The following is an 18,022-nucleotide window of genomic DNA, read 5'->3' as shown; positions in this document are numbered from 1 at the left end:
AGGTCAGGCCCTCGCGGGCATGACGGATGAAGGCCGGGCATGCCCGGTCTTTTCAGACAGAAAGTGTAAATCGCGGCGCGGCCCCCTCACCCGGACAGGCCCTGCCGCCCGGAACCATTTGCCCGAGGTCCGAGCCGTGACTGTCTATCTGCCGATCGCAGAACTGTCGGTGAATATTTTCATCATTCTCGGCATGGGCGCGGCCGTCGGTTTTCTGTCCGGCATGTTCGGCGTGGGCGGCGGCTTTCTAATCACTCCGCTTCTGATCTTCTACAATATTCCGCCCGTAGTCGCGGTGGCGACCGGTGCGAACCAGGTGGTTGCCTCCTCCGTTTCAGGCTCGATCACGCATTTCCGGCGCGGGACGCTGGACGTCAAGCTCGGCGGCGTGCTGCTCGTGGGCGGTCTCGCGGGGGCCACGGTGGGCGTGTGGATATTCTCCTTCCTGCGCAGCATCGGCCAGCTCGACCTCATCGTTTCGCTGCTCTATGTCATCCTGCTCGGCACCGTCGGCACGCTGATGCTGAAGGAAAGCATTTCGGCGCTGCGCCGCGCCGCCCGCAATGAAACCGTGACGCTGCGCCGGCCGGGCCATCACAACTGGGTTCATCGCCTGCCGCTGAAAATGCGGTTCAAGAAATCGAAGATCTATCTCAGCATTATTCCCATCGTCGCGCTGGGCTTCGGCATCGGCATCCTCACCTCGATCATGGGTGTCGGCGGCGGCTTCATCATGGTGCCGGCGATGATCTATTTGCTGCGCATCCCCACCAGCGTGGTTGTCGGCACCTCGCTGTTCCAGATCATCTTCGTGACCGCCTATACGACCATCGTTCAGGCCGCGACCAACTATTCCGTCGATGTGGTGCTTGCCTTCATCCTGATGGTGGCTGGCGTCATCGGTGCGCAATATGGCGTGCGCGTCGGCCAGAAACTGCGCGGCGAACAGCTGCGCGCGCTGCTTGCCCTTCTCGTCCTTGCCGTCGCGCTTCGCCTTGCCGTCTCGCTGGTGGTGCGGCCGGAAGACCTGTTTTCGGTGGCCGTGGGGGGGCTCGGCTATTGACCTTCCGTCCGCTGCTCGCCGCGCTTCTTCTACTGCCCTTCCTTGCCTTTGGCGAAACAGCCTCGGCGCAGACGCCGCCGCTTGCCCTGCCGCCCGGCCCGCAACAGCGGCCGTTGCAGGAAAACATCGAAATCGGCGCATCGACGACCGAAATTCCCATCGCGTCCGATTTTCGCGGGGCGGATTTCACTCTCTTCGGCGCGCTTAACAATACCGACCAGCTGCTGCTGGCCATCGGGCAATATGATATCGTCGTGACGCTGGAAGGGCCGAGCGACTATATGACCGTGCGCAAGAAGGAGCGTGTGGCGGGCATCTGGATCAACACCAGCGCCATCACCTTCACGCCGCTGCCGGAATCCTACTCCATGGCCAGCACGCGCAATATCAGCGACGTCGCCTCGCCCGGAACGCTGCGCGCCATGGGGCTCGGCGTCGATCATCTGTCGCTCAAGAGCGCTGTCTTTTCCGGCGTGCCCGACAATGTCTTCGATTTTCAGGAAGCCTATCGTCGGCTCAAGCTTTCGAGCGGTATCTATCGCAATGACACGACCGGGGTGCGGCTGGAACGCACCGGCCTGTTCTGGGCGACGCTTCGCCTGCCCGCCAACGTGCCGAATGGCGTGCACACGGCGCGCGCCTATCTCTTCAAGAGCGGCAAATTCATCGCCCAGCGCGAATTGAAGCTGCGTGTCGTCAAGACCGGTATGGAACAGGCGATCACCGATGCGGCACATCAGACGCCGCTTGCCTATGGCGCGCTCTGCGTTCTCCTGGCCGTCGTGACGGGCTGGGGTGCCAGCATCATCTTCCGCAAGGACTGATCCGTTTCCTCCCGCAAAATCGGGCGCACACCGCCCCTTCCGCCAAAGATAGCATTCGCTTCCGTCATCGGTTTGCGGTAAAATTCAAGGCGTTACAACCACGCGCGCCGATCATGGCAATGAGCGCGGTTGCGACCGGGATGAAAAGGAGAAATGTCATGTTCAAGCACATTCTCATTCCCACCGATGGCTCGCCGCTGGCGCAGATCGCAATCGACCAAGGGTTCGCTCTCGCCAAGGAGGCAGGCGCAAAGGTGACCGTCGTGACGGTATCGGAACCCTTTCATGTGATTGCCAGCGATGTCGAGGACATTGCCGCCATTGCCGAAGAGGAATTCCACCGCTGCGAAGAGGCGGAGCATCTGCTGCGCGATACGCAGGCGCAGGCAACGTCCATGGGGCTGGATTGCGAAGCGCTGCTGGCGCGGGCGGGAAGGCCCGACGAGGCGATTATCGAGGCCGCCAACAGGAGCGGCTGCGACCTCATCGCCATGGCTTCGCATCGGCGCCGGAGCTTCGTGGAAATGCTGCTCGGCAGCGTCACGGCCAAGGTACTGAAGAATTCGAAGATACCGGTGCTGGTTTACCGGCAATAGATCGTTTCCAGTAAAGCTGCATAAGCGGTTTTACGTCCGGAAAATACGCTCAGCCGAGAAGATTTGAAAACCGCACCGAATAGATGCGGTCCCTCCCCATCAGATGCGCGACGAGAGCAGTGTGGTCGAACAGGCCACGCATGGCCTTGTGCCGCAAATCCAGCCCGCCGCTCATGACCCCGAATGCCGGCATCAAAAGCCGTGAACCGTCGGTGGCGAAACAGGGACGCCGCACCGTCTTTTCGCGGCGACGCACGGTGGCGGAGGGATGCAGGTGCCCGGCGATTTCACCGGCGGCATCGCCCGGTTTCGGCTCGTGGCGGAAGACGAGAGTGCCGTAAAACATCTCATCCACCGACGAGCCCGGCAGGTCGACCGTCCCGTCGGGATCATGGTTGCCGTTAATCCATATCCATTCGCGGCCACGGGCCATCTCGCGGATGAGTTCGCGCAGCGGCAGCGGCAGATGCTGCGAGCCGACGCGATCGTGAAAATTATCCCCGAGGCTGACGACGATCTTCGGGTCATAACGGCTGATGAGGGAGGACAGGATCTTGAGGGTGGCGATGGTATCATAGGGCGGCAACATGCGCCCGCGCCGGGCAAAGGCCGCGCCCTTTTCCAGATGCAGGTCGGAGACGACGAGCAGTGACAGGTCCGGCACGTAGAGCCCACCCAAAGGATCACACCAGGCGGCGACGCCATTGATGGCGGTTTCGCTGCCGAGGCATTCGAAGCCATTTGAAAACCTGTCGCTCAATGTCAGCCGGCTCAGCACTTTTATCGTCGTTCCTTCATTGCGTATGTCAGGACATGGCCTCGGCGATCAGCGCGTCGGCGGCTTCCGCCAGCACATCGTCCATCGCCTCGCCTGCCACCGTCTCCCGGCCGATTTCCAGCATCACCGGAACGGCAAGCGGCGAGACATGCTCAAGCGCACAGTGGGTGGTGTGGCCCTTGATTCGCTTCAGCATATCGCCAAGACGACCAATGTCCAAAAGTCCCGCCGCCGCATCCCGTCGCGTGGCTTCAAGCAGGATATGATCCGGCTCATGGCTGCGAAGAACGTCATAAATAAGATCGGCGGAAACCGTGACCTGCCGGCCGGTCTTTTCCTTGCCCGGATGGCGACGTTCAATGAGACCGGAAATGACGGCGCAGTTGCGGAAGGTCCGCTTCAGCATGAAGGATTCGTCCAGCCATGCCTCCAGATCGTCGCCCAGCATGTCCTCATCGAGAAGGTCCGCCAGCGACAGGCGGCGGGATTTCAGCCGCATGCCGATATCCTCCATAGCCCAGATAGCGAGCGAATAATCTGTGGCGACGAACCCCATGGGTTTTGCGCCCGCTCGTTCCAGCCGCCGCGTCAGAAGCATACCCAGCGTCTGATGCGCCAGCCGTCCCTCAAAGGGATACATGACCATGAAAAAGCGCTTGCGGAACGGAAAGGTCTCGACCAGCAGCTCGTCGCGCTTGGGAATGATCGATTTTTCCTTCTGGATCGCCAGCCAGTCCCGCACCTGATCCGGTAAAGCGTGCCAGCGCGTCGGGTCCGAGAGCATGGAACGCACCTGATCCGCGAGGTACGTGGAAAGCGGAAACTTGCCGCCGGCATAGGAGGGTATTTTGGGGTCCATGGAGAAGGCCTGGGAGACCAGGCATTCGTTTTCCCTGATACCTTCGAACCGCAGGACCTTGCCGGCAAAGAGGAACGTATCGCCCTGCACCAGCTGCTCGAGGAAATATTCCTCGACCTTGCCGAGCGACATGCCGCCGCGCCCGACCGTGCCCTTGGCATTACGCTTGACCATGCGGACATTGAGTTCCGCCGCCTCGACGATGGTGCCGAGGTTCAGGCGATATTGCTGTGCGACCGCCGGATTGGAGACACGCCAGCGGCCATCCTTCATCTGGCGGATGCGGGCGTAACGCTCATAGGTGCGCAGCGCATAACCGCCAGTGGCGGTAAAATCCACAACCCGGTCAAAGGTGGCGCGCGGCAGGTCGGCATAGGGCGAAGCGCTTGTTACTTCACGATAGAGCTCGTCGGCATCGAAAGGTTCAGCGCAGGCCATGCCGAGTACATGCTGGGCGAGAACATCGAGCGCGCCTTCAGCAATCGGCGGGGTATCCTGCGCGCCGATGTAATTGGCATCCAGCGCTGCCCGGCACTCCATCACCTCGAAACGGTTGGCGGGAACGAGGATCGCCTTTGACGGCTCATCCATGCGGTGATTGGAACGGCCGATGCGCTGGGCAAGGCGGCTCGCCCCTTTAGGCGCACCGACATGTACGACGAGGTCGACATCGCCCCAGTCTATCCCGAGATCGAGCGTCGAGGTGGCGACGACGGCGCGCAACTTGTTTTCCGCCATGGCCGCTTCCACCCTGCGGCGCTGGCTGGCATCCAGCGAGCCGTGATGCAGCGCAATCGGCAGATTGTCGTCGTTGATGGTCCAGAGTTCCTGAAAGACCCTTTCCGCCTGTGAGCGCGTGTTTACGAAGACCAGCGTCGTCTGATGCTGCTTCAACGCCTCGTATAAGTCCTTGCCGGCATAACGCGCGGAGTGGCCGGACCACGGAATGCGTTCTTCCGTCTGCAAAATGGAGATATCCGGTTTTGCGCCGCCCTCCACCGTGATGAGGCCGGCCGGCGGTTCGCCTCGCCCCTGCGGCGCAAGATAACGACGCAAATCCATCGGTTCGGCCACCGTGGCCGAGAGGCCAATGAAGCGCACGTCAGGAGCGTGCCGACGCACCCGCGCGAGCGCCAGCGACAGCAGGTGGCCGCGCTTGGACGTGACGAGAGAGTGCAGCTCATCCAGCACAACATATTTCAGATCGCGGAAAAACCGCTCGGCTTCCTTGTTGGCCAAGAGCAGCGACACCTGTTCAGGTGTCGTCAGCAGAATATCGGGTGGTTTCATCTTCTGGCGCTGGCGTTTGGCCTGCGGCGTATCACCGGTGCGGGTTTCGATCACAATCGGCAGACCCATTTCGGAAACGGGTCTGGTGAGGTTGCGTTCAATATCCACCGCAAGCGCCTTGAGCGGCGAGATATAGAGCGTGTGCACACCCACAAAGCCGGAACCCGGCGGCATCTTGCCGCGCTCCGCCAGATCGGTGAGCGAGGCCATGAAGCCGCCCAGCGTCTTGCCGGCCCCCGTTGGCGCAATCAGCAGCATGTTTTCACCGCCGCGCGCCCGTGCCATCAGCTCCAGCTGATGGGCGCGCGGAGACCATCCCTTTTCTGCAAACCATTTCTGGAATGGAAGGGGTAAGGTGCCGACATGCATGCCGGAAGTGGGGGGCTCGGTATGGTTCACTGCTTCAAGGTAGTGAAAAAGCTGGGAAAAAGAAGAGCGCAATGCCTCCGCTTGACAGGAAAACAAAATCGTGGATAAATAATATCCACGATACTGAAGCAACGGGACATGGAAAAGACCGATGAAACTCGGAGACGGCGTTGAACAGGCCATTCACAGCGTGGGCATGCTGGCGGGACTTTCCGAAGGCGGCGTGCTGTCGGCAGCGGCGCTCGCGGAATTCCACGGCGTCTCCACGAGCTATCTGCTGAAACACCTGCAGTCGCTGTCCAACGCCGGCATAGTCGCCACCGTGCCGGGGCCGAAGGGCGGTTATCGCCTGGCCCGGACGACCGACAAGATCACGCTGCTCGACATTGTGCTTGCTGTCGAAGGGCCGCAGCCGGCCTTTCGCTGCGCGGAAATCCGCCAGCGCGGGCCGAACCCCTTGCCCGGACGATATTTCACCAAGCCCTGCGGCATCAATGCCGCGATGCTGAAGGCGGAGAAGGTCTACCGGGCGGAACTTGCCAAAACCAGCATGGCCGACATTCTGGGTGATCTTGCCGCCAATGATGATGGCGGAATTGCCGCGCGCGGCTGCGCCTTTCTTGACATGAACGAGCGCAAGACGACGGCGCGCTAAAGACCGCAGAGCGGACCACCACAGAACGACCAATCGAAATACCGGAGAGCGACACAGCTTTCCGGAGTGACCACCCGTGACTTGAAACAGACCTGATCAAAGGAGAAACCCATGAAAACCCGTCTCAACTATGCCAAGGCATCCCCCGAAGCCTTCAAGGCCCTCATAGCCCTGGAAAACTATGTTCAGGGCAGCGGCCTTGAGCGACGCTTCATCCACCTCATCAAGCTGCGCGCCTCGATCATCAATGGCTGCGCTTTCTGCGTGGACATGCATGTGAAGGAAAGCCGCCATGATGGGCTTTCCGAACAGTGGATCAACCTGATGAGCGTGTGGCGGGAATCCCCTGTTTACACCGAGCAGGAACGGGCGCTGCTCGGCTGGGTGGATGCGGTGACGAAGATTGCCGAAACCGGTGCTCCGGATGATGCTTTCGAGACCCTGAAGACGCATTTTTCCGACGAGGAGATCGTGAAGATCACGGTTGCGATCGGCGCGATCAACACCTGGAACCGGATCGCGGTCGGTTTTCGTTCGCAACATCCGGTCGAAGCTGCAGCAAAGGCAGCCTGAACCACCTTGACCGCATCGAGCGACCGCTACATGGCGATGTAGCGGTCGTTTCTATGATTGACGGCAAGCGTGAGGTTCATGACCAGCGCGCCCAGGATGGAGCAGAGGATAACGAAAGGTGTGGCGACGAAGAAGGAGCACGCCAGCACCATGCCATCAAAGGCGAGCTGGACGAGGCCGGCGCGCCAGCCGAAACGATCCTGAAGATAAAGCGCCAATATGCCGAAACCGCCGAGGCTAGTGCGATGGCGAAACAGCGCCAGCATGCCGGCGGCGACCGTCAGCCCGCCGAAAAGTGCGGCTGCAATCGGATTGATGCTCTCAAAGGCGAAAAAGCCCGGCATATATTCCGACAGTAGTGCCGTCATGGCGATGGCGCAGAAGGTCTTGACCGTGAAGGCGAGGCCGAGGCGGCGGAAGGCGAGATAATAAAATGGTAGGTTGGCGAGGAAAAACACCGCGCCGAAGCTAAAGCCACTGGCGTAATGCGCCAGAAATGCGAGCCCGACCACACCGCCGGTGAGAAGACCCGCTGCCGAAAACAGCGTGACGCCGAGTGAAATCAGCATGCTGCCAGCCAGAATGGCCTGCGCATCTTCCAACAGCGAATGACGATCTGGCGCGGAGGTCCAAAGGTTCAAACGCCTGCGCGCGCTGGTATCGTCCATGCATTTTCCCCTGATTTGCCCGATCTGGCCCGACCTTGCCCAGCTATTGCGCCCAAGCCCGACAAATTTCAAGCGCTCAAACTTAGCGCACGACGATGTATCTGTCCGAGCGGTGGTTGATGGCGAGGAATATGTTGAGAACGAAAGCGCCGACAATCGAATAGGCAACGGTTGCGGGATCGATGACGAGGAAGGCGCACAGCATGACGCAGGCATCAAAGGCCAGCTGGATGAGGCCGGCGCGGATGCCGAAGCGATCCTGAATATAGATGGCGAGAATGCCGATGCCGCCGAGGCTGGCGCGGTGGCGATAAAGCGCCAGCAATCCGTAACCGAGAAGCAGGCCGCCGAGCAACGCCGCCCAGAGCGGATTGATGCTGTCGATGACCATCCAGCGCGCTTCCACTTCCGTCAGCACCGAAACAAGGCCGATAGCGATGAAGGTCTTGAACGAAAAGGCGAGACCAAGGCGACGGAAGGACAGGTAATAGAAGGGCAGATTGACGAGGAAGAACAGCAGGCCAAAGCTGATGCCGAAGGCATAATGAAGGAGAAAGGCAACACCGGCGGTGCCGCCGGTCAAAAGACCGACCTTGGCCAAGAGATAGAAGCCGAGCGCAGAGACGATGGCGCCGGTGACGATGCCCTGTACGTCCTCCACCGGCGCATGTTTGGCCGGATCGGAACTCCACATGCCGTAAACGCTTCTCGTTGTGCTCACGCTTTTCCCTCAAGTTTCCTGCATATTTTGCACTGCAAAAAACATCAGATCAAGATGGATACGTAAGCAAGCCTGACCTATCGCGAAAAAGGCAAGAAACGGAATGTTCAGGCTTTGGCGCGGGCAAGAAAAAGAATGCCGGAAAGGGGTTTTCCGGCATCCTTGCGAATGGTGGTTTTGCGGGTTTCGACGGGGGAAAAGCCCCAGCGCTCGAGAAGATCGGTCACGTAGCTTTTGGAGTGCGCGTAACGAAGGGATTCCCGCAATACGAAACCTTCCTCATCCCCCGCATCCTCAACCGAGAAGGCAAAGAAGCCCGATGGCGCGAGCAGGGCGGAAACAAGCGGCATGACGGTTTCAAGGCTGCCGAGATACATCATCACATCGGCAGCGGCGACGAGATCGGCACGGTGCTGCGTGAGTACCGGGGTAAAGAGCCCCGATGCCTCCGCGTCCAGCGAAAGATCGGCCTGGGCGAGATGGTCGTAAAGACCCTTTTCCCCGGCCTTGGCCAGCATGTTCTGGGAGATATCAAAACCCTCGAGCCTTTTTGCCAGGGCGCGGATTTCGATGCCAAGGAGACCGGTGCCGCAACCAATATCGACGATGGTGTCGAAGGCGCCGCCTGTCGCTGCCTTGCCGATCAGCTCCGCCAGTTTTTCCGGCACGCTGTAGTCCAGCTTCTCGACAAGCGAGGTTTCAAAACGGTCGGCGTAATCGTCGAACAGCCCTTCCACGTAACGGCTCGGCGGCTGTTCAGGTGTTTCCGCGGCGCCGAGAACCGCGAGCTTCAGTTCGGCCGCAAACAGCCCTTCCCTATCCAGCTCGGCGACTTTCTCGTAAGCCGCCACCGCCTTTGCGGTCTCCCCCGCCTTTTCATGATATTCCCCGAAGCGAAACCAGCCCGCCGTCCACCGTGGCGCAAGTTCAAGCGCCTGTTCCATAAGTTCGGCGGCGGCGGGATAGTCACCGCCTTCCGCCAACATGCGGGCATAGTCCGCCCGGCGGTCGGCAATGACGTCACCGGAAGAAAACTGGGTTGGGGCCATCAATGATTTCCTGAGAAGATGCGGGCTGTCATTTATCAAGCCATAAAAAAACTCAAGTCCTATTTCATGGCACCCGCGTGGAATTGGCTGATATGGCGCGATATAGTGCGCGAAAACTTGCATCGAAGCGGTGCGCCCCATATGTCAGGATAAAACAGGAGACTTGCTGATGGCCGGTGAGGTCAACAAAATGTTGGGTGATACGGTGGCCCGCACCGTGGTGAAGCTGCTCGTCGTTTCATTGCTCGTCGGTTTTCTGATGGCGATCTTTGGACTGACGCCCTGGAACATCATCTATGGCGCGCGCGATTTCGTGGTCGATCTTTGGCGTAGCGGTTTCCATGCGCTGGGCGCGATCGGCGACTATCTGATCCTTGGTGCTACGATCGTCATACCCATTTTCATCATTCTTCGCCTCCTGAGCTATCGCCGCTGACATGACAGATACATCACTTCAGACGCTTTCACGGCGCGGCTTCGTGCTGCTTTCCGCCGGTTCCGTTCTTTCCGCCTGCGTCTCAATGCCCACCAATAAGGGAATGCCGTCAGGCACCCGTGATGAGACGGCGTCGGCGCTTCCGATGGTCAATGATCTGCGCCGCTCGAAGGGGCTTTCGCCACTCGCCATCAATGGTGCGGCAAGCGGTGCCGCCGCCTATCAGGCCGGCCGCATGGTCAAGGCGCAGAAGATGGCGCATCTGATCGGCCTGACCGACAGTTTCCTCATCCGCATGAAGGACGGCAAGGTGCCGCTTCCGGCAGCGGAAAACGTGGCAGCCGGACAGGACAGCGTGGAACGCGTGGTGAAGGCCTGGATCGGCTCACAGCACCATCTCGAAAACATGCTCGGGCCTTATAATGGGCTTGGCGTCGCGGTCGCCTATGATGCCGCCAGCCGCAACCGGCCCTATTGGGCGATGGTGCTCTGCGCCTGAATTCAGGGGCGGAGATCACCCCGCTCCTTTGCTCTTCAGCCGAGCTTACGGTCAGCCCAGCGGTCCACCGCGCTGTCGCGCAGGTCGCGGATGGTCTCTACGCCCTCTCGGGCGACGAGCTTCGACAGGCCCTTGACGATGGCCGAGGGCAGGCCCGGACCTTCATAGACCATGCAGGAATAGAGCTGCACGAGATCGGCCCCTGCCCTCACTTTTTCCAAAGCCGTCTCGGCAGATGAAACGCCACCAACGCCGATGATCGGCAGATTGGCGCCGACGCGACGGCGCATCTTGGCAAGAACCGTGGTGGAAAGTTCAAAGAGCGGCTTGCCCGACAACCCGCCAGCCTCACCCTTGTTGGGGCCGGGACGCAGGCCTTCGCGAGAGAGCGTGGTGTTGGAGACGATCAGGCCATCGAGATCATGGGCGAGCGCCTCTTCGGCAACATCGTCCAGCCCTTCTTCCGTCAGATCGGGCGCGATCTTGAGGAAGATCGGGATGCGTTTGCCGAGGCGCTCCGCTTCCGCCTTGCGGCGTTCCAGCACGGCCGTGAGGAGTGCGGCAAGACTTTCACGTGCCTGCAGGTCGCGCAGACCCGGCGTGTTGGGCGAGGAAATATTGACGGTGAAATAGGACGCGACCGAATAAAACGCCTCGATGCCCTGCACATAATCGGCGATGCGGTCTTCGCTGTCCTTGTTGGCGCCGATATTGACGCCGACGATGCCGCGCAGACGCGCCTGTTTCAGGCGCTCCAGCGCCGCGGCATGACCTTCATTGTTGAAACCGAGGCGGTTGATGACGCCCTCATCCTCGACCAGGCGGAATATGCGCGGCTTGGGATTGCCGGATTGCGCCCGCGGCGTGACGGTGCCGATTTCGGTGAAGCCGAAACCGAGCCTCAGAAGCGGGCCCGGCACTTCCGCATTCTTGTCGTAGCCAGCCGCCATGCCGAGCGGATTGGGGAAAACAAGGCCCGCGACCGTCTGCTGCAGGCGCGGATCATGCGGCACCATGCAGGTGGGCAGGAAGCCGCTTTTCAGCGCCGCAACGGAGAGCCCGTGCGCCTTTTCCGGATCGATGAGAAACAGGCCCTTGCGGCCGACAGAGGAAAATAATCCGCTCATCACAAAATCTCCGGAAACTGGTGCTGGCCATCATGATCAAGCGAGAGAGGCGTTTCCCAAAGGACGGCGCTTAGGGGAAGCGGGGCGTAGAGATGCGGGAAAAGATCACCGCCCCTGGACGGTTCATAGACCAGCTTGTCGCCAAGCGCTGCACCGTCGACCGCAATCAGAAGCAAATCCACCTGGCCGGAAAAATGCCGCGCGGCGGTCTCTGCCACCTGCTTTGCCGTCGAAAAATGAATGAAGCCGTCGGTGAGGTCGATGGCCGCTCCCTCGAACACGCCCTTTGCCCTCGCCGCATTCCACAACGTCTCCGGCACGATTTTATAGATGATCGCGGGCGTTTCCTGCATGGGGCTCTCCAAGGCTTTCCAGCGCTTTCCTGTCTGGGCGGTTTGCCGCAAAGCATGAAGATTGTCCACAGTTTCCACGGTATTTTTATTACGGAAGCCCTGAAAGGCCGCCTGTCCACAAGCTTTTCCTTGTAATGCCGGAGTGATTGGCGCAACCTTTGGCGGAGGAGCCGGACGTGTTTCGACCACCGGCAAAGGGAGTAAGCCAATAGCTGCGAAAGAACCGCATAACGCCCTTGGGAGGGGGCCAGAATGTCGGAACTTGTTATTATCATTGCAGATGACCACCCGCTTTTTCGCGGCGCCCTGAAACAGGCCGTAGCCGGTCTTGACGGGCAACAGACCATCATTGAGGCCGGGGATTTCGAGGCTGTCCGACGTGCAGCCGCTGCGCGCAACGACGCCGATCTCATGCTTCTGGATCTCGCCATGCCGGGGGTCAGCGGATTTTCAGGCCTGATGGCGCTGAGAGCGGAATTCTCCAGCCTGCCGATCGTCATCGTTTCGGCAACGGATGATGCGACCACCGTTCGCCGGTCGATCGAACTCGGCGCTTCCGGTTTCATTTCCAAATCCTCCGGCATTGACGATATCAGGGACGGCATCCGCGCGGTTCTGGAAGGCGATGTCTGGATACCTTCGGGCCACCATGGCGAAAAGGAACAGGATCCTGACGTGGCCGATCTGATCGGCCGGCTCAGAACGCTGACGCCACAGCAAAGCCGGGTACTGGGCATGCTGGCCGAAGGGCTGCTGAACAAGCAGATCGCCTATGAGCTCAATGTTTCCGAAGCCACCATCAAGGCACATGTTTCGGCTATTCTGCTGAAGCTCAAGGTCGACAGCCGCACGCAGGCGGTCATCCAGTTCGCCAAGATAAATACATCGGCAATGGTGGCGTAGGGCAAGGATTTTATTCCTTTCTTTTCTTTACTCCTGACCGGATTTGGTCTAGATTCCGGTCAGTAAACGACAGGAGCTTTCCGCTATCGGCTCCACTTCGGGCTTTCTATCATGCTGTCACACGAGACGATCTGGAGCGCCATCGATACGCTTGCCGAACGCCATCAGCTGACGCCTTCGGCATTGGCGAAGCGCGCCGGCCTCGATCCCACCTCGTTCAATAAATCGAAACGCTTCGGACCGGATGGCCGCAAACGCTGGCCCTCGACGGAATCCGTCTCCAAGGTGCTGGAGGCGACGGGCGCAAGTGTCGACCAGTTTTTCGGTTATGCTTTCGGCAGGGCGCAGACCATGCAGCCTTCCGGTGCCGACAACGCCATTCCCCTGCTCGGTTTTGCGCAGGCCGGTTCCGGCGGCTTTTTCGATGATGGCGGTTTTCCGGCGGGTCAGGGCTGGGATGTCGTGGAGTTTCCCTCTTCTCCCGAGCGCAAGCAGGGCGTCTACGCCCTGGAAGTGCAGGGCGAGAGCATGATGCCGCTTTACCGCGATGGCGATATCCTCATCGTGGAGCCGGGCGCGCAGGTGCGGCGCGGCGATCGCGTGGTGCTGAAAAGCCGCGATGGCGAAGTGATGGCCAAGGTGCTGGCGCGGCAAAGCCCCAAAAACATCGAGCTTCTTTCGCTCAATCCAGAACATCCCAATCGCAGCTTCGACATGGCGGATGTGGAGTGGATCGCCCGCATCATCTGGGCCAGCCAATAGGTTCGCAATACCGCCCCGTTGCGCGCGCTGAGAATATTCCTTTACAGGCCGAGTGTCCTTGCCGCAGCATCGACCGTCATGATCTTCGCACCGCCGGACGCCGCCCTGCGGACGAGGCTGTGAAATCTGTCTTCCGGGCAACCGTAGAAGCTTGGTGTCTGCGAAACGTCATGGGTGAAGATGATGAGCCAGCCGCCCTTTTGCAAAACATCCTCAAGCCAGTGGTCGGCGGCGTCGAGGTAGTTTTGATCCGCACGCAACTCGACGGCGGCAAGATTATACGGGTCGATGCTGCCCCGGTTGATGCCGGGCATGATACCGCGTGCAGTTCTGAACCGGCGCCGCAAGAGCGGCTGCATGACCGGTGAGGCCATGCCGAAGGGAACGGAGAAATTTCGGCTGTGCCGGTTTTCATCGAATGCGCTCAAGACGCTGTCATTGCGCTCGAGATCTGCTTCGAGCCCCCGCCGTGAAAAGCTCGAGAGTTTGCGATGGGAAAAGGTGTGGCAGGCAAGCTCATGGCCGGCCGCTGCCAGTTCCGAACAGCCTTTGGTGGAGATCATCTCCTGCTCTCCGTCGTGCCTGTCGACAAAGGTGCCGGCGATGTAAAACGTTCCGCAAACGCCCTCGTTTTCCAGGATGCGCGCACCCTTCGTCCAGGCGGTGGCCGGCACATCGTCGAATGTGAAGGATACGATCGGTTCGGACGTTTCGATCCGCACCGCCGGTCCCGGAAAATACCGCACCAGCCGGTTATTGATCCGGTCAGCAAAAGTCCCGATTTTTTGCGTCATACAAAGCCCCCCGGCCTGTCTGCAAATTACTACCCCTGTTCAAGTATGTCGTGAGCCTGATGCCTCAAACAATAGACCGCGATCAGCAGAGAAGACCAAATAGGCCCGGTTCCGGTAAAGAAATTGCTCTCAAGACACGAAGAAAGCAGCGCATACACCCAAATTCGTGCAAAAAGTCGGGTCAGTCCCGGGTCCGTGCCCTTGTCCACCGCCGTATGGAAATCATTTGCGGGTATGATGACCAGCCATATGACGGTGAGAATGAAGGCCGGCAATCCGCCATTCAGCAGACTTTCGACATAGCCATTATGGGCATGAAAGGCCGTGACCGCCCAGGTGCCGGCAATATCGGCCTGCGACAAGAGACGGTCGCTCGTCCAGAATGCCTGGAACCCCTGCCCAAAGATCGGCGATTGCGCGAAGGTGTCGAAGGACAGGCGCCATATGTCCGTCCGGCCGGTGAACGTGGAATCGATCCCCAGGCTTTCGACAAAATTCTGTATGCTCGGGAAATAGGTGGAGCCGACCGCGACGATGTTGAGGAAGGCTAGAAGACCACCGATCATCAGCAAGGTGCGGTGGGCATGCCTTTCCATGATCCAGACCAGCGCCACGGTGACGGGCAAAAGCATGGCCGCCGTTTTTCCATTGGTCTTCCAAAGAAAGAACCCGGCCAGCAGCGTAATCGCGATGCCGCCCAGCACCGACCAGGCGTTGCGCAGGTATAGCCCGACCATGAAAAGAATGATCATCGCCGGGGCGGCGGCGTTCTTGTGATTGAAGATACCGCGCCAGTCACCCGCTAGCGCCTTTTCATCAAGGTCAAATGGTTGATGAACCGAACGCGACCGCAGGAAGATCACTCCCAGATAACAGAGCGCCAGCAAAATGATGGCGAAGATGGCCATCATCCGGTCGAACTGCCGCCGGTCTCGTGGCATGACGACGAGAACGCTGGTGATGACACATAAAAGGGTGGTGAAGACCAGGCGCTGCAGCGAGGTGCCGGGTTCGGCGCCCAGCATCGAGCAAAGCGCCAGCCAGAAAAACAATAGCAGGATGGGCAGGCGCGGCCTCAGCAAAAGCCCTGTCAGCCGGTGGCGCAGCGCGAAAACGGCCAGGATCAGCGCAATCACGAGGCCGGTCAGCTGGTTTGCGGCAGCGTGCGGCACAGGCGGCGCTGCGAGATTTTCGAAGGGCGCCACCGAAATCCAGATATAAAGCATGGTGGCGACGAAAAAAAACGCGTCGCGCCGGCCGCCGGCTAGAGATATGGCGCTGCCTTGCGCAGCGATGGGCTGCGTATCAGCCAAACGCGGCATGGTCGCGTGCACCGGAACTGGACAATCGGATCATGGGCCTGCCTTGTGACGAACAACGAAACCCTTTGGAAACAGGGCCATGTCCAAATAACCATAAACAGTCATTATCGTCATTATTATGCAATTGCTTTAACCCTCTCTTACCTCAAGAAGGATAAGACAGGATAAACTGCAATCCATTCGGGTTGCGGGCTTTCATATTATTGGCCGGTTGCGGCTTTTTCAGTTCGCGGATTTTTAGAAAAGAAGCGCAGTCATTGTTGGATTTGCCCGGCAATGCCGGAAAACATGGAGAATGAGGTGTCGTTCAACACGCCGCGGCTCGGCCATCTAGTCAGACTGGGATTGACCTATATGGCGTCCGGCGGAGCGCTTCTCATGTCCAGCGCCGCCCAACTCCTGACCTTCGCGCTGCTTGCCCGCCATCTCGGCGTCGAACAATTCGCGCTTTATGCCTCGATCACGGCCGTCACCAATCTTGGCGTACAGATCTGCGGCATCGGCTCGCAGGAATCGCTGATCCGTCGCGTCGCGCAGGATCGCAGCATTTTTCCCGTCATGCTCGGCCACAGCTATCTCCTGAGTGCGGCGACCGGCGTGGTGCTGACAATCATCGGCATGGTGACGATCCCGGTGTTTTTCCCGACCTCGGAAACATTGCTGCACACGCTGATCACTACCTTCCTGATCCTGTTCACCAACCTCGTCCTCCTGAAGGTCATCTCGCTTTCCACGCAGAGTTTCATTGCCCATTCCAACTTCGCCTCGGCCAACAAGCTGGAAGTGATGTTCGCCGTCGCCCGCACCATTGCCGCGGTGGTGGCCTGCCTCATCTTCAAGGTGGAAACGGTTGAGGCCTGGGCGCTGTGGAACCTCGCCGCACACACCGTTGCGGCCGTGATTTCCGTCAAGGCGATCAGCAGGCTCGGCCGGCCGGTTTTCCGGATCGTGCGCGAAGAAATCCGCATCGGCATCCTGTTTTCCACCCAGTTCCTGTTCAAGGCCGTGCGCGGAAATGCCGATATTCTCGTTCTCGGCGCCATTGCCAGCGCCGAGGTGCTGGGCAGCTATTCCATCGCCCGGCGCATTCTCGACAGTTCCTATCTTTCCGTCGAGGCCCTCAACCGGCTGATCTATCCGGGCTCGGCCTCCGCCGCCCTGCAGGGCATCACCAAGACCATAGAGCGCGCCTATAATGTGCTGAAGGCAGCGCTTGTCATCGCAACCGGCAGTGCGCTGGTGATCTTCATCATCGCCCCCTTCCTGCCGCTGCTGTTCGGCGACGAATATGTCTCTCTGCCCATCATCACCCGCGTGCTTTGCTGGGTGGTTCTGCCGATGGCCGTTGCCGCCACCGCGCTCGAGGCGCTCGGCGCCTCCGGGCGCCAGGATATTCGCGCGAAGATATGGAACAGCGGCAATCTCATCGGTTCCGTCGCCGTCGCCTTCTTCACCTGGTCCTTCAGCATTTCGGGAACGATCGGCAGCTATTTCCTGGTGGAGACAGCCATCGCCGCCGCCGTGTGGATCGCGCTTCTGCGCCTGCGGCGAAATGAAGAGGTTTTCGCGCCAGCCAAATAAAGGCTGTCGTCAGACTCGATTGGGTGAGCTATTTCTCTAATAGAGGCCGTAGGGGAAATAACGCCGGTAGATTTCTTCCAGCCGGCCGTTTCGGGAAAGAGCGGCCAGCGCCTGATCGAAAGCCGGCACCAGCACATTATCCGGATCGACCGTCATGATGGACAGGCCTTCGCCGAGAAACCGGTCGGACATATAAGGACCGCCGAAGAGCGCGCAGCAACTTTCGGAAGCACTTCCCGAAATCCAGAAAGGCAGGCGGAGACCATCGGCGAAGATGGCGTCCACCTTGCCAGTCTTCAACGCCTCATACATGGGCTCATAGCCATCGAAACCTTCGACCTTAGCTTTTGGAAAAAACGCTTTCAGCATCTGTTCGTGCCGCGAATTGCCAACCACACCCACCTTTTTTCCCGAAAGCGCTTCCGCGCCGGAACCGGTGAATTTTGCCGCCTTGTTCACCGCCAGCCGGGCGGGCAGCAGCAGATAGGGCCGCGAGAAGGTGAAGCTCTTGCGCAGATCGGCCGTGGTGGCGAGACCGGAAATCACCGCTTCGCCCTCACCCATTTCGAGTGCGGCTTCCAGCTCGTCGAAGGGCAGCGCCTGCACCTGGCATTTGCTTTCCACCTTCAGCTGGGCGCAGATTTCCCGCACCAGATCGACATGGAAGCCTGCAAGCCGGCCCTCCTGATCCGTGAAATTGAAGGGCGGGAAATCCACCGACATCAGAAACCTGATGCGGGGAACGGAGGAAAGATCACCACCCGGAAACCGCTCCTGCGCGTCGAACAGCACCGGCATGC

The 18,022-nt window shown here is 59.7% G+C and carries 20 protein-coding genes; 10 read left to right on the top strand and 10 right to left on the bottom strand.

Annotated elements, in window-relative coordinates; translation table 11 throughout:
* The first annotated feature begins 136 nt into the window (after positions 1–136).
* The 3 genes from CFBP5499_RS00795 to CFBP5499_RS00785 all read left to right on the top strand — a co-directional run bounded on the left by CFBP5499_RS00795 (position 137) and on the right by CFBP5499_RS00785 (position 2,483).
* Positions 137–1,063, top strand: coding sequence for a sulfite exporter TauE/SafE family protein (locus tag CFBP5499_RS00795; RefSeq protein WP_080826530.1), 927 nt, complete (start codon positions 137–139; stop codon positions 1,061–1,063).
* A complete protein-coding gene (locus tag CFBP5499_RS00790) occupies positions 1,060–1,887 on the top strand; it encodes a TIGR02186 family protein (RefSeq protein ID WP_080826532.1) in 828 nt (275 codons plus the stop codon). Before CFBP5499_RS00795 ends, CFBP5499_RS00790 begins: the two co-directional genes overlap by 4 nt.
* A gap of 158 nt (positions 1,888–2,045) precedes the next feature.
* The gene (locus CFBP5499_RS00785; RefSeq protein ID WP_003522788.1) at positions 2,046–2,483 is read left to right on the top strand and encodes a universal stress protein; all 438 of its coding nucleotides are present in this window, start codon (positions 2,046–2,048) and stop codon (positions 2,481–2,483) included.
* Positions 2,484–2,532: 49 nt separating this feature from the next.
* On the opposite strand, the gene pdeM is transcribed toward CFBP5499_RS00785, so the two are convergent.
* Complete coding sequence (pdeM, locus tag CFBP5499_RS00780; RefSeq protein ID WP_080826533.1) at positions 2,533–3,261, bottom strand: ligase-associated DNA damage response endonuclease PdeM; 729 nt, start codon at positions 3,259–3,261, stop codon at positions 2,533–2,535.
* Positions 3,262–3,289: 28 nt separating this feature from the next.
* Entirely contained in the window at positions 3,290–5,779 is a 2,490-nt protein-coding gene (locus CFBP5499_RS00775) for a ligase-associated DNA damage response DEXH box helicase (RefSeq protein ID WP_080826534.1), read from the bottom strand.
* 151 nt (positions 5,780–5,930) lie between these two features.
* Here CFBP5499_RS00775 and CFBP5499_RS00770 point away from each other — a divergent pair, with 151 nt between their 5' ends.
* Both CFBP5499_RS00770 and CFBP5499_RS00765 read left to right on the top strand, forming a co-directional pair.
* Positions 5,931–6,434 carry an RrF2 family transcriptional regulator gene (locus CFBP5499_RS00770; protein WP_080826537.1) on the top strand — a complete coding sequence of 168 codons (504 nt, stop codon included), beginning with the start codon at positions 5,931–5,933 and terminating at the stop codon, positions 6,432–6,434.
* A gap of 111 nt (positions 6,435–6,545) precedes the next feature.
* A complete protein-coding gene (locus CFBP5499_RS00765) occupies positions 6,546–7,007 on the top strand; it encodes a carboxymuconolactone decarboxylase family protein (protein ID WP_080826538.1) in 462 nt (153 codons plus the stop codon).
* Between the two features lie 26 nt (positions 7,008–7,033).
* Here CFBP5499_RS00765 and CFBP5499_RS00760 read toward each other — a convergent pair whose 3' ends face one another.
* The 3 genes from CFBP5499_RS00760 to CFBP5499_RS00750 form a co-directional block, all read right to left on the bottom strand.
* Positions 7,034–7,675, bottom strand: a complete 642-nt coding sequence (locus CFBP5499_RS00760; protein ID WP_080826540.1) for a YitT family protein — start codon at positions 7,673–7,675, stop codon at positions 7,034–7,036.
* 82 nt (positions 7,676–7,757) lie between these two features.
* Positions 7,758–8,369, bottom strand: a complete 612-nt coding sequence (locus CFBP5499_RS00755; protein ID WP_080826541.1) for a YitT family protein — start codon at positions 8,367–8,369, stop codon at positions 7,758–7,760.
* Positions 8,370–8,503: 134 nt separating this feature from the next.
* A complete protein-coding gene (locus tag CFBP5499_RS00750; RefSeq protein WP_175416571.1) occupies positions 8,504–9,445 on the bottom strand; it encodes a class I SAM-dependent DNA methyltransferase in 942 nt (313 codons plus the stop codon).
* 169 nt (positions 9,446–9,614) lie between these two features.
* On the opposite strand from CFBP5499_RS00750, the gene CFBP5499_RS00745 reads away from it, so the two are divergent.
* Together CFBP5499_RS00745 and CFBP5499_RS00740 are read left to right on the top strand one after the other, a co-directional pair.
* Complete coding sequence (locus CFBP5499_RS00745) at positions 9,615–9,881, top strand: DUF6460 domain-containing protein (RefSeq protein ID WP_003514949.1); 267 nt, start codon at positions 9,615–9,617, stop codon at positions 9,879–9,881.
* A 1-nt stretch (position 9,882) separates the two neighbouring features.
* On the top strand, positions 9,883–10,380 hold the full coding sequence (locus CFBP5499_RS00740; RefSeq protein ID WP_080826543.1) for a CAP domain-containing protein: 498 nt from the start codon (positions 9,883–9,885) through the stop codon (positions 10,378–10,380).
* Between the two features lie 35 nt (positions 10,381–10,415).
* On the opposite strand, the gene CFBP5499_RS00735 is transcribed toward CFBP5499_RS00740, so the two are convergent.
* The gene (locus CFBP5499_RS00735; protein ID WP_080826544.1) at positions 10,416–11,507 is read right to left on the bottom strand and encodes a quinone-dependent dihydroorotate dehydrogenase; all 1,092 of its coding nucleotides are present in this window, start codon (positions 11,505–11,507) and stop codon (positions 10,416–10,418) included.
* Complete coding sequence (locus CFBP5499_RS00730; protein WP_080826546.1) at positions 11,507–11,860, bottom strand: DUF952 domain-containing protein; 354 nt, start codon at positions 11,858–11,860, stop codon at positions 11,507–11,509. Before CFBP5499_RS00730 ends, CFBP5499_RS00735 begins: the two co-directional genes overlap by 1 nt.
* A 252-nt stretch (positions 11,861–12,112) precedes the next feature.
* Here CFBP5499_RS00730 and CFBP5499_RS00725 point away from each other — a divergent pair, with 252 nt between their 5' ends.
* Both CFBP5499_RS00725 and CFBP5499_RS00720 read left to right on the top strand, forming a co-directional pair.
* Positions 12,113–12,763, top strand: a complete 651-nt coding sequence (locus CFBP5499_RS00725) for a response regulator (protein ID WP_080826548.1) — start codon at positions 12,113–12,115, stop codon at positions 12,761–12,763.
* 111 nt (positions 12,764–12,874) lie between these two features.
* Positions 12,875–13,525 (top strand): S24 family peptidase, encoded by a 651-nt coding sequence (locus CFBP5499_RS00720; protein WP_006313323.1) that lies wholly within the window; start codon positions 12,875–12,877, stop codon positions 13,523–13,525.
* Positions 13,526–13,566: 41 nt separating this feature from the next.
* On the opposite strand, the gene CFBP5499_RS00715 is transcribed toward CFBP5499_RS00720, so the two are convergent.
* Both CFBP5499_RS00715 and uppY read right to left on the bottom strand, forming a co-directional pair.
* Entirely contained in the window at positions 13,567–14,319 is a 753-nt protein-coding gene (locus CFBP5499_RS00715) for a polysaccharide deacetylase family protein (protein WP_080826549.1), read from the bottom strand.
* A 29-nt stretch (positions 14,320–14,348) separates the two neighbouring features.
* The gene (uppY, locus tag CFBP5499_RS00710; RefSeq protein ID WP_080826553.1) at positions 14,349–15,641 is read right to left on the bottom strand and encodes a Wzy-type polysaccharide biosynthesis protein UppY; all 1,293 of its coding nucleotides are present in this window, start codon (positions 15,639–15,641) and stop codon (positions 14,349–14,351) included.
* Positions 15,642–15,929: 288 nt separating this feature from the next.
* Here uppY and uppX point away from each other — a divergent pair, with 288 nt between their 5' ends.
* Positions 15,930–17,222: a Wzx-type polysaccharide biosynthesis protein UppX gene (gene uppX, locus CFBP5499_RS00705; RefSeq protein WP_175416751.1), complete on the top strand. Its 1,293-nt coding sequence runs from the start codon at positions 15,930–15,932 to the stop codon at positions 17,220–17,222.
* A gap of 36 nt (positions 17,223–17,258) precedes the next feature.
* On the opposite strand, the gene CFBP5499_RS00700 is transcribed toward uppX, so the two are convergent.
* On the bottom strand, positions 17,259–18,020 hold the full coding sequence (locus CFBP5499_RS00700) for a transporter substrate-binding domain-containing protein (protein ID WP_080826555.1): 762 nt from the start codon (positions 18,018–18,020) through the stop codon (positions 17,259–17,261).
* Positions 18,021–18,022 lie beyond the last annotated feature (2 nt).

The organism is Agrobacterium tumefaciens, from assembly GCF_005221325.1.
Lineage (GTDB): Bacteria > Pseudomonadota > Alphaproteobacteria > Rhizobiales > Rhizobiaceae > Agrobacterium.
This window is presented reverse-complemented; position numbering and strand designations above follow the sequence as displayed.

Excerpts from the sequence above, each read along its gene's own strand:
- CFBP5499_RS00785 (WP_003522788.1), top strand. The coding sequence starts at position 2,046 with ATGTTCAAGCACATTCTCATTCCCACCGATGGCTCGCCGCTGGCGCAG.
- CFBP5499_RS00775 (WP_080826534.1), bottom strand. The coding sequence starts at position 5,779 with ATGCATGTCGGCACCTTACCCCTTCCATTCCAGAAATGGTTTGCAGAA.
- CFBP5499_RS00770 (WP_080826537.1), top strand. The coding sequence starts at position 5,931 with ATGAAACTCGGAGACGGCGTTGAACAGGCCATTCACAGCGTGGGCATG.
- CFBP5499_RS00765 (WP_080826538.1), top strand. The coding sequence starts at position 6,546 with ATGAAAACCCGTCTCAACTATGCCAAGGCATCCCCCGAAGCCTTCAAG.
- CFBP5499_RS00760 (WP_080826540.1), bottom strand. The coding sequence starts at position 7,675 with ATGGACGATACCAGCGCGCGCAGGCGTTTGAACCTTTGGACCTCCGCG.
- CFBP5499_RS00755 (WP_080826541.1), bottom strand. The coding sequence starts at position 8,369 with ATGTGGAGTTCCGATCCGGCCAAACATGCGCCGGTGGAGGACGTACAG.
- CFBP5499_RS00750 (WP_175416571.1), bottom strand. The coding sequence starts at position 9,445 with ATGGCCCCAACCCAGTTTTCTTCCGGTGACGTCATTGCCGACCGCCGG.
- CFBP5499_RS00745 (WP_003514949.1), top strand. The coding sequence starts at position 9,615 with ATGGCCGGTGAGGTCAACAAAATGTTGGGTGATACGGTGGCCCGCACC.
- CFBP5499_RS00740 (WP_080826543.1), top strand. The coding sequence starts at position 9,883 with ATGACAGATACATCACTTCAGACGCTTTCACGGCGCGGCTTCGTGCTG.
- CFBP5499_RS00735 (WP_080826544.1), bottom strand. The coding sequence starts at position 11,507 with ATGAGCGGATTATTTTCCTCTGTCGGCCGCAAGGGCCTGTTTCTCATC.
- CFBP5499_RS00730 (WP_080826546.1), bottom strand. The coding sequence starts at position 11,860 with ATGCAGGAAACGCCCGCGATCATCTATAAAATCGTGCCGGAGACGTTG.
- CFBP5499_RS00725 (WP_080826548.1), top strand. The coding sequence starts at position 12,113 with ATGTCGGAACTTGTTATTATCATTGCAGATGACCACCCGCTTTTTCGC.
- CFBP5499_RS00720 (WP_006313323.1), top strand. The coding sequence starts at position 12,875 with ATGCTGTCACACGAGACGATCTGGAGCGCCATCGATACGCTTGCCGAA.
- CFBP5499_RS00715 (WP_080826549.1), bottom strand. The coding sequence starts at position 14,319 with ATGACGCAAAAAATCGGGACTTTTGCTGACCGGATCAATAACCGGCTG.
- uppY (WP_080826553.1), bottom strand. The coding sequence starts at position 15,641 with ATGCCGCGTTTGGCTGATACGCAGCCCATCGCTGCGCAAGGCAGCGCC.
- uppX (WP_175416751.1), top strand. The coding sequence starts at position 15,930 with ATGGAGAATGAGGTGTCGTTCAACACGCCGCGGCTCGGCCATCTAGTC.
- CFBP5499_RS00700 (WP_080826555.1), bottom strand. The coding sequence starts at position 18,020 with ATGCCGGTGCTGTTCGACGCGCAGGAGCGGTTTCCGGGTGGTGATCTT.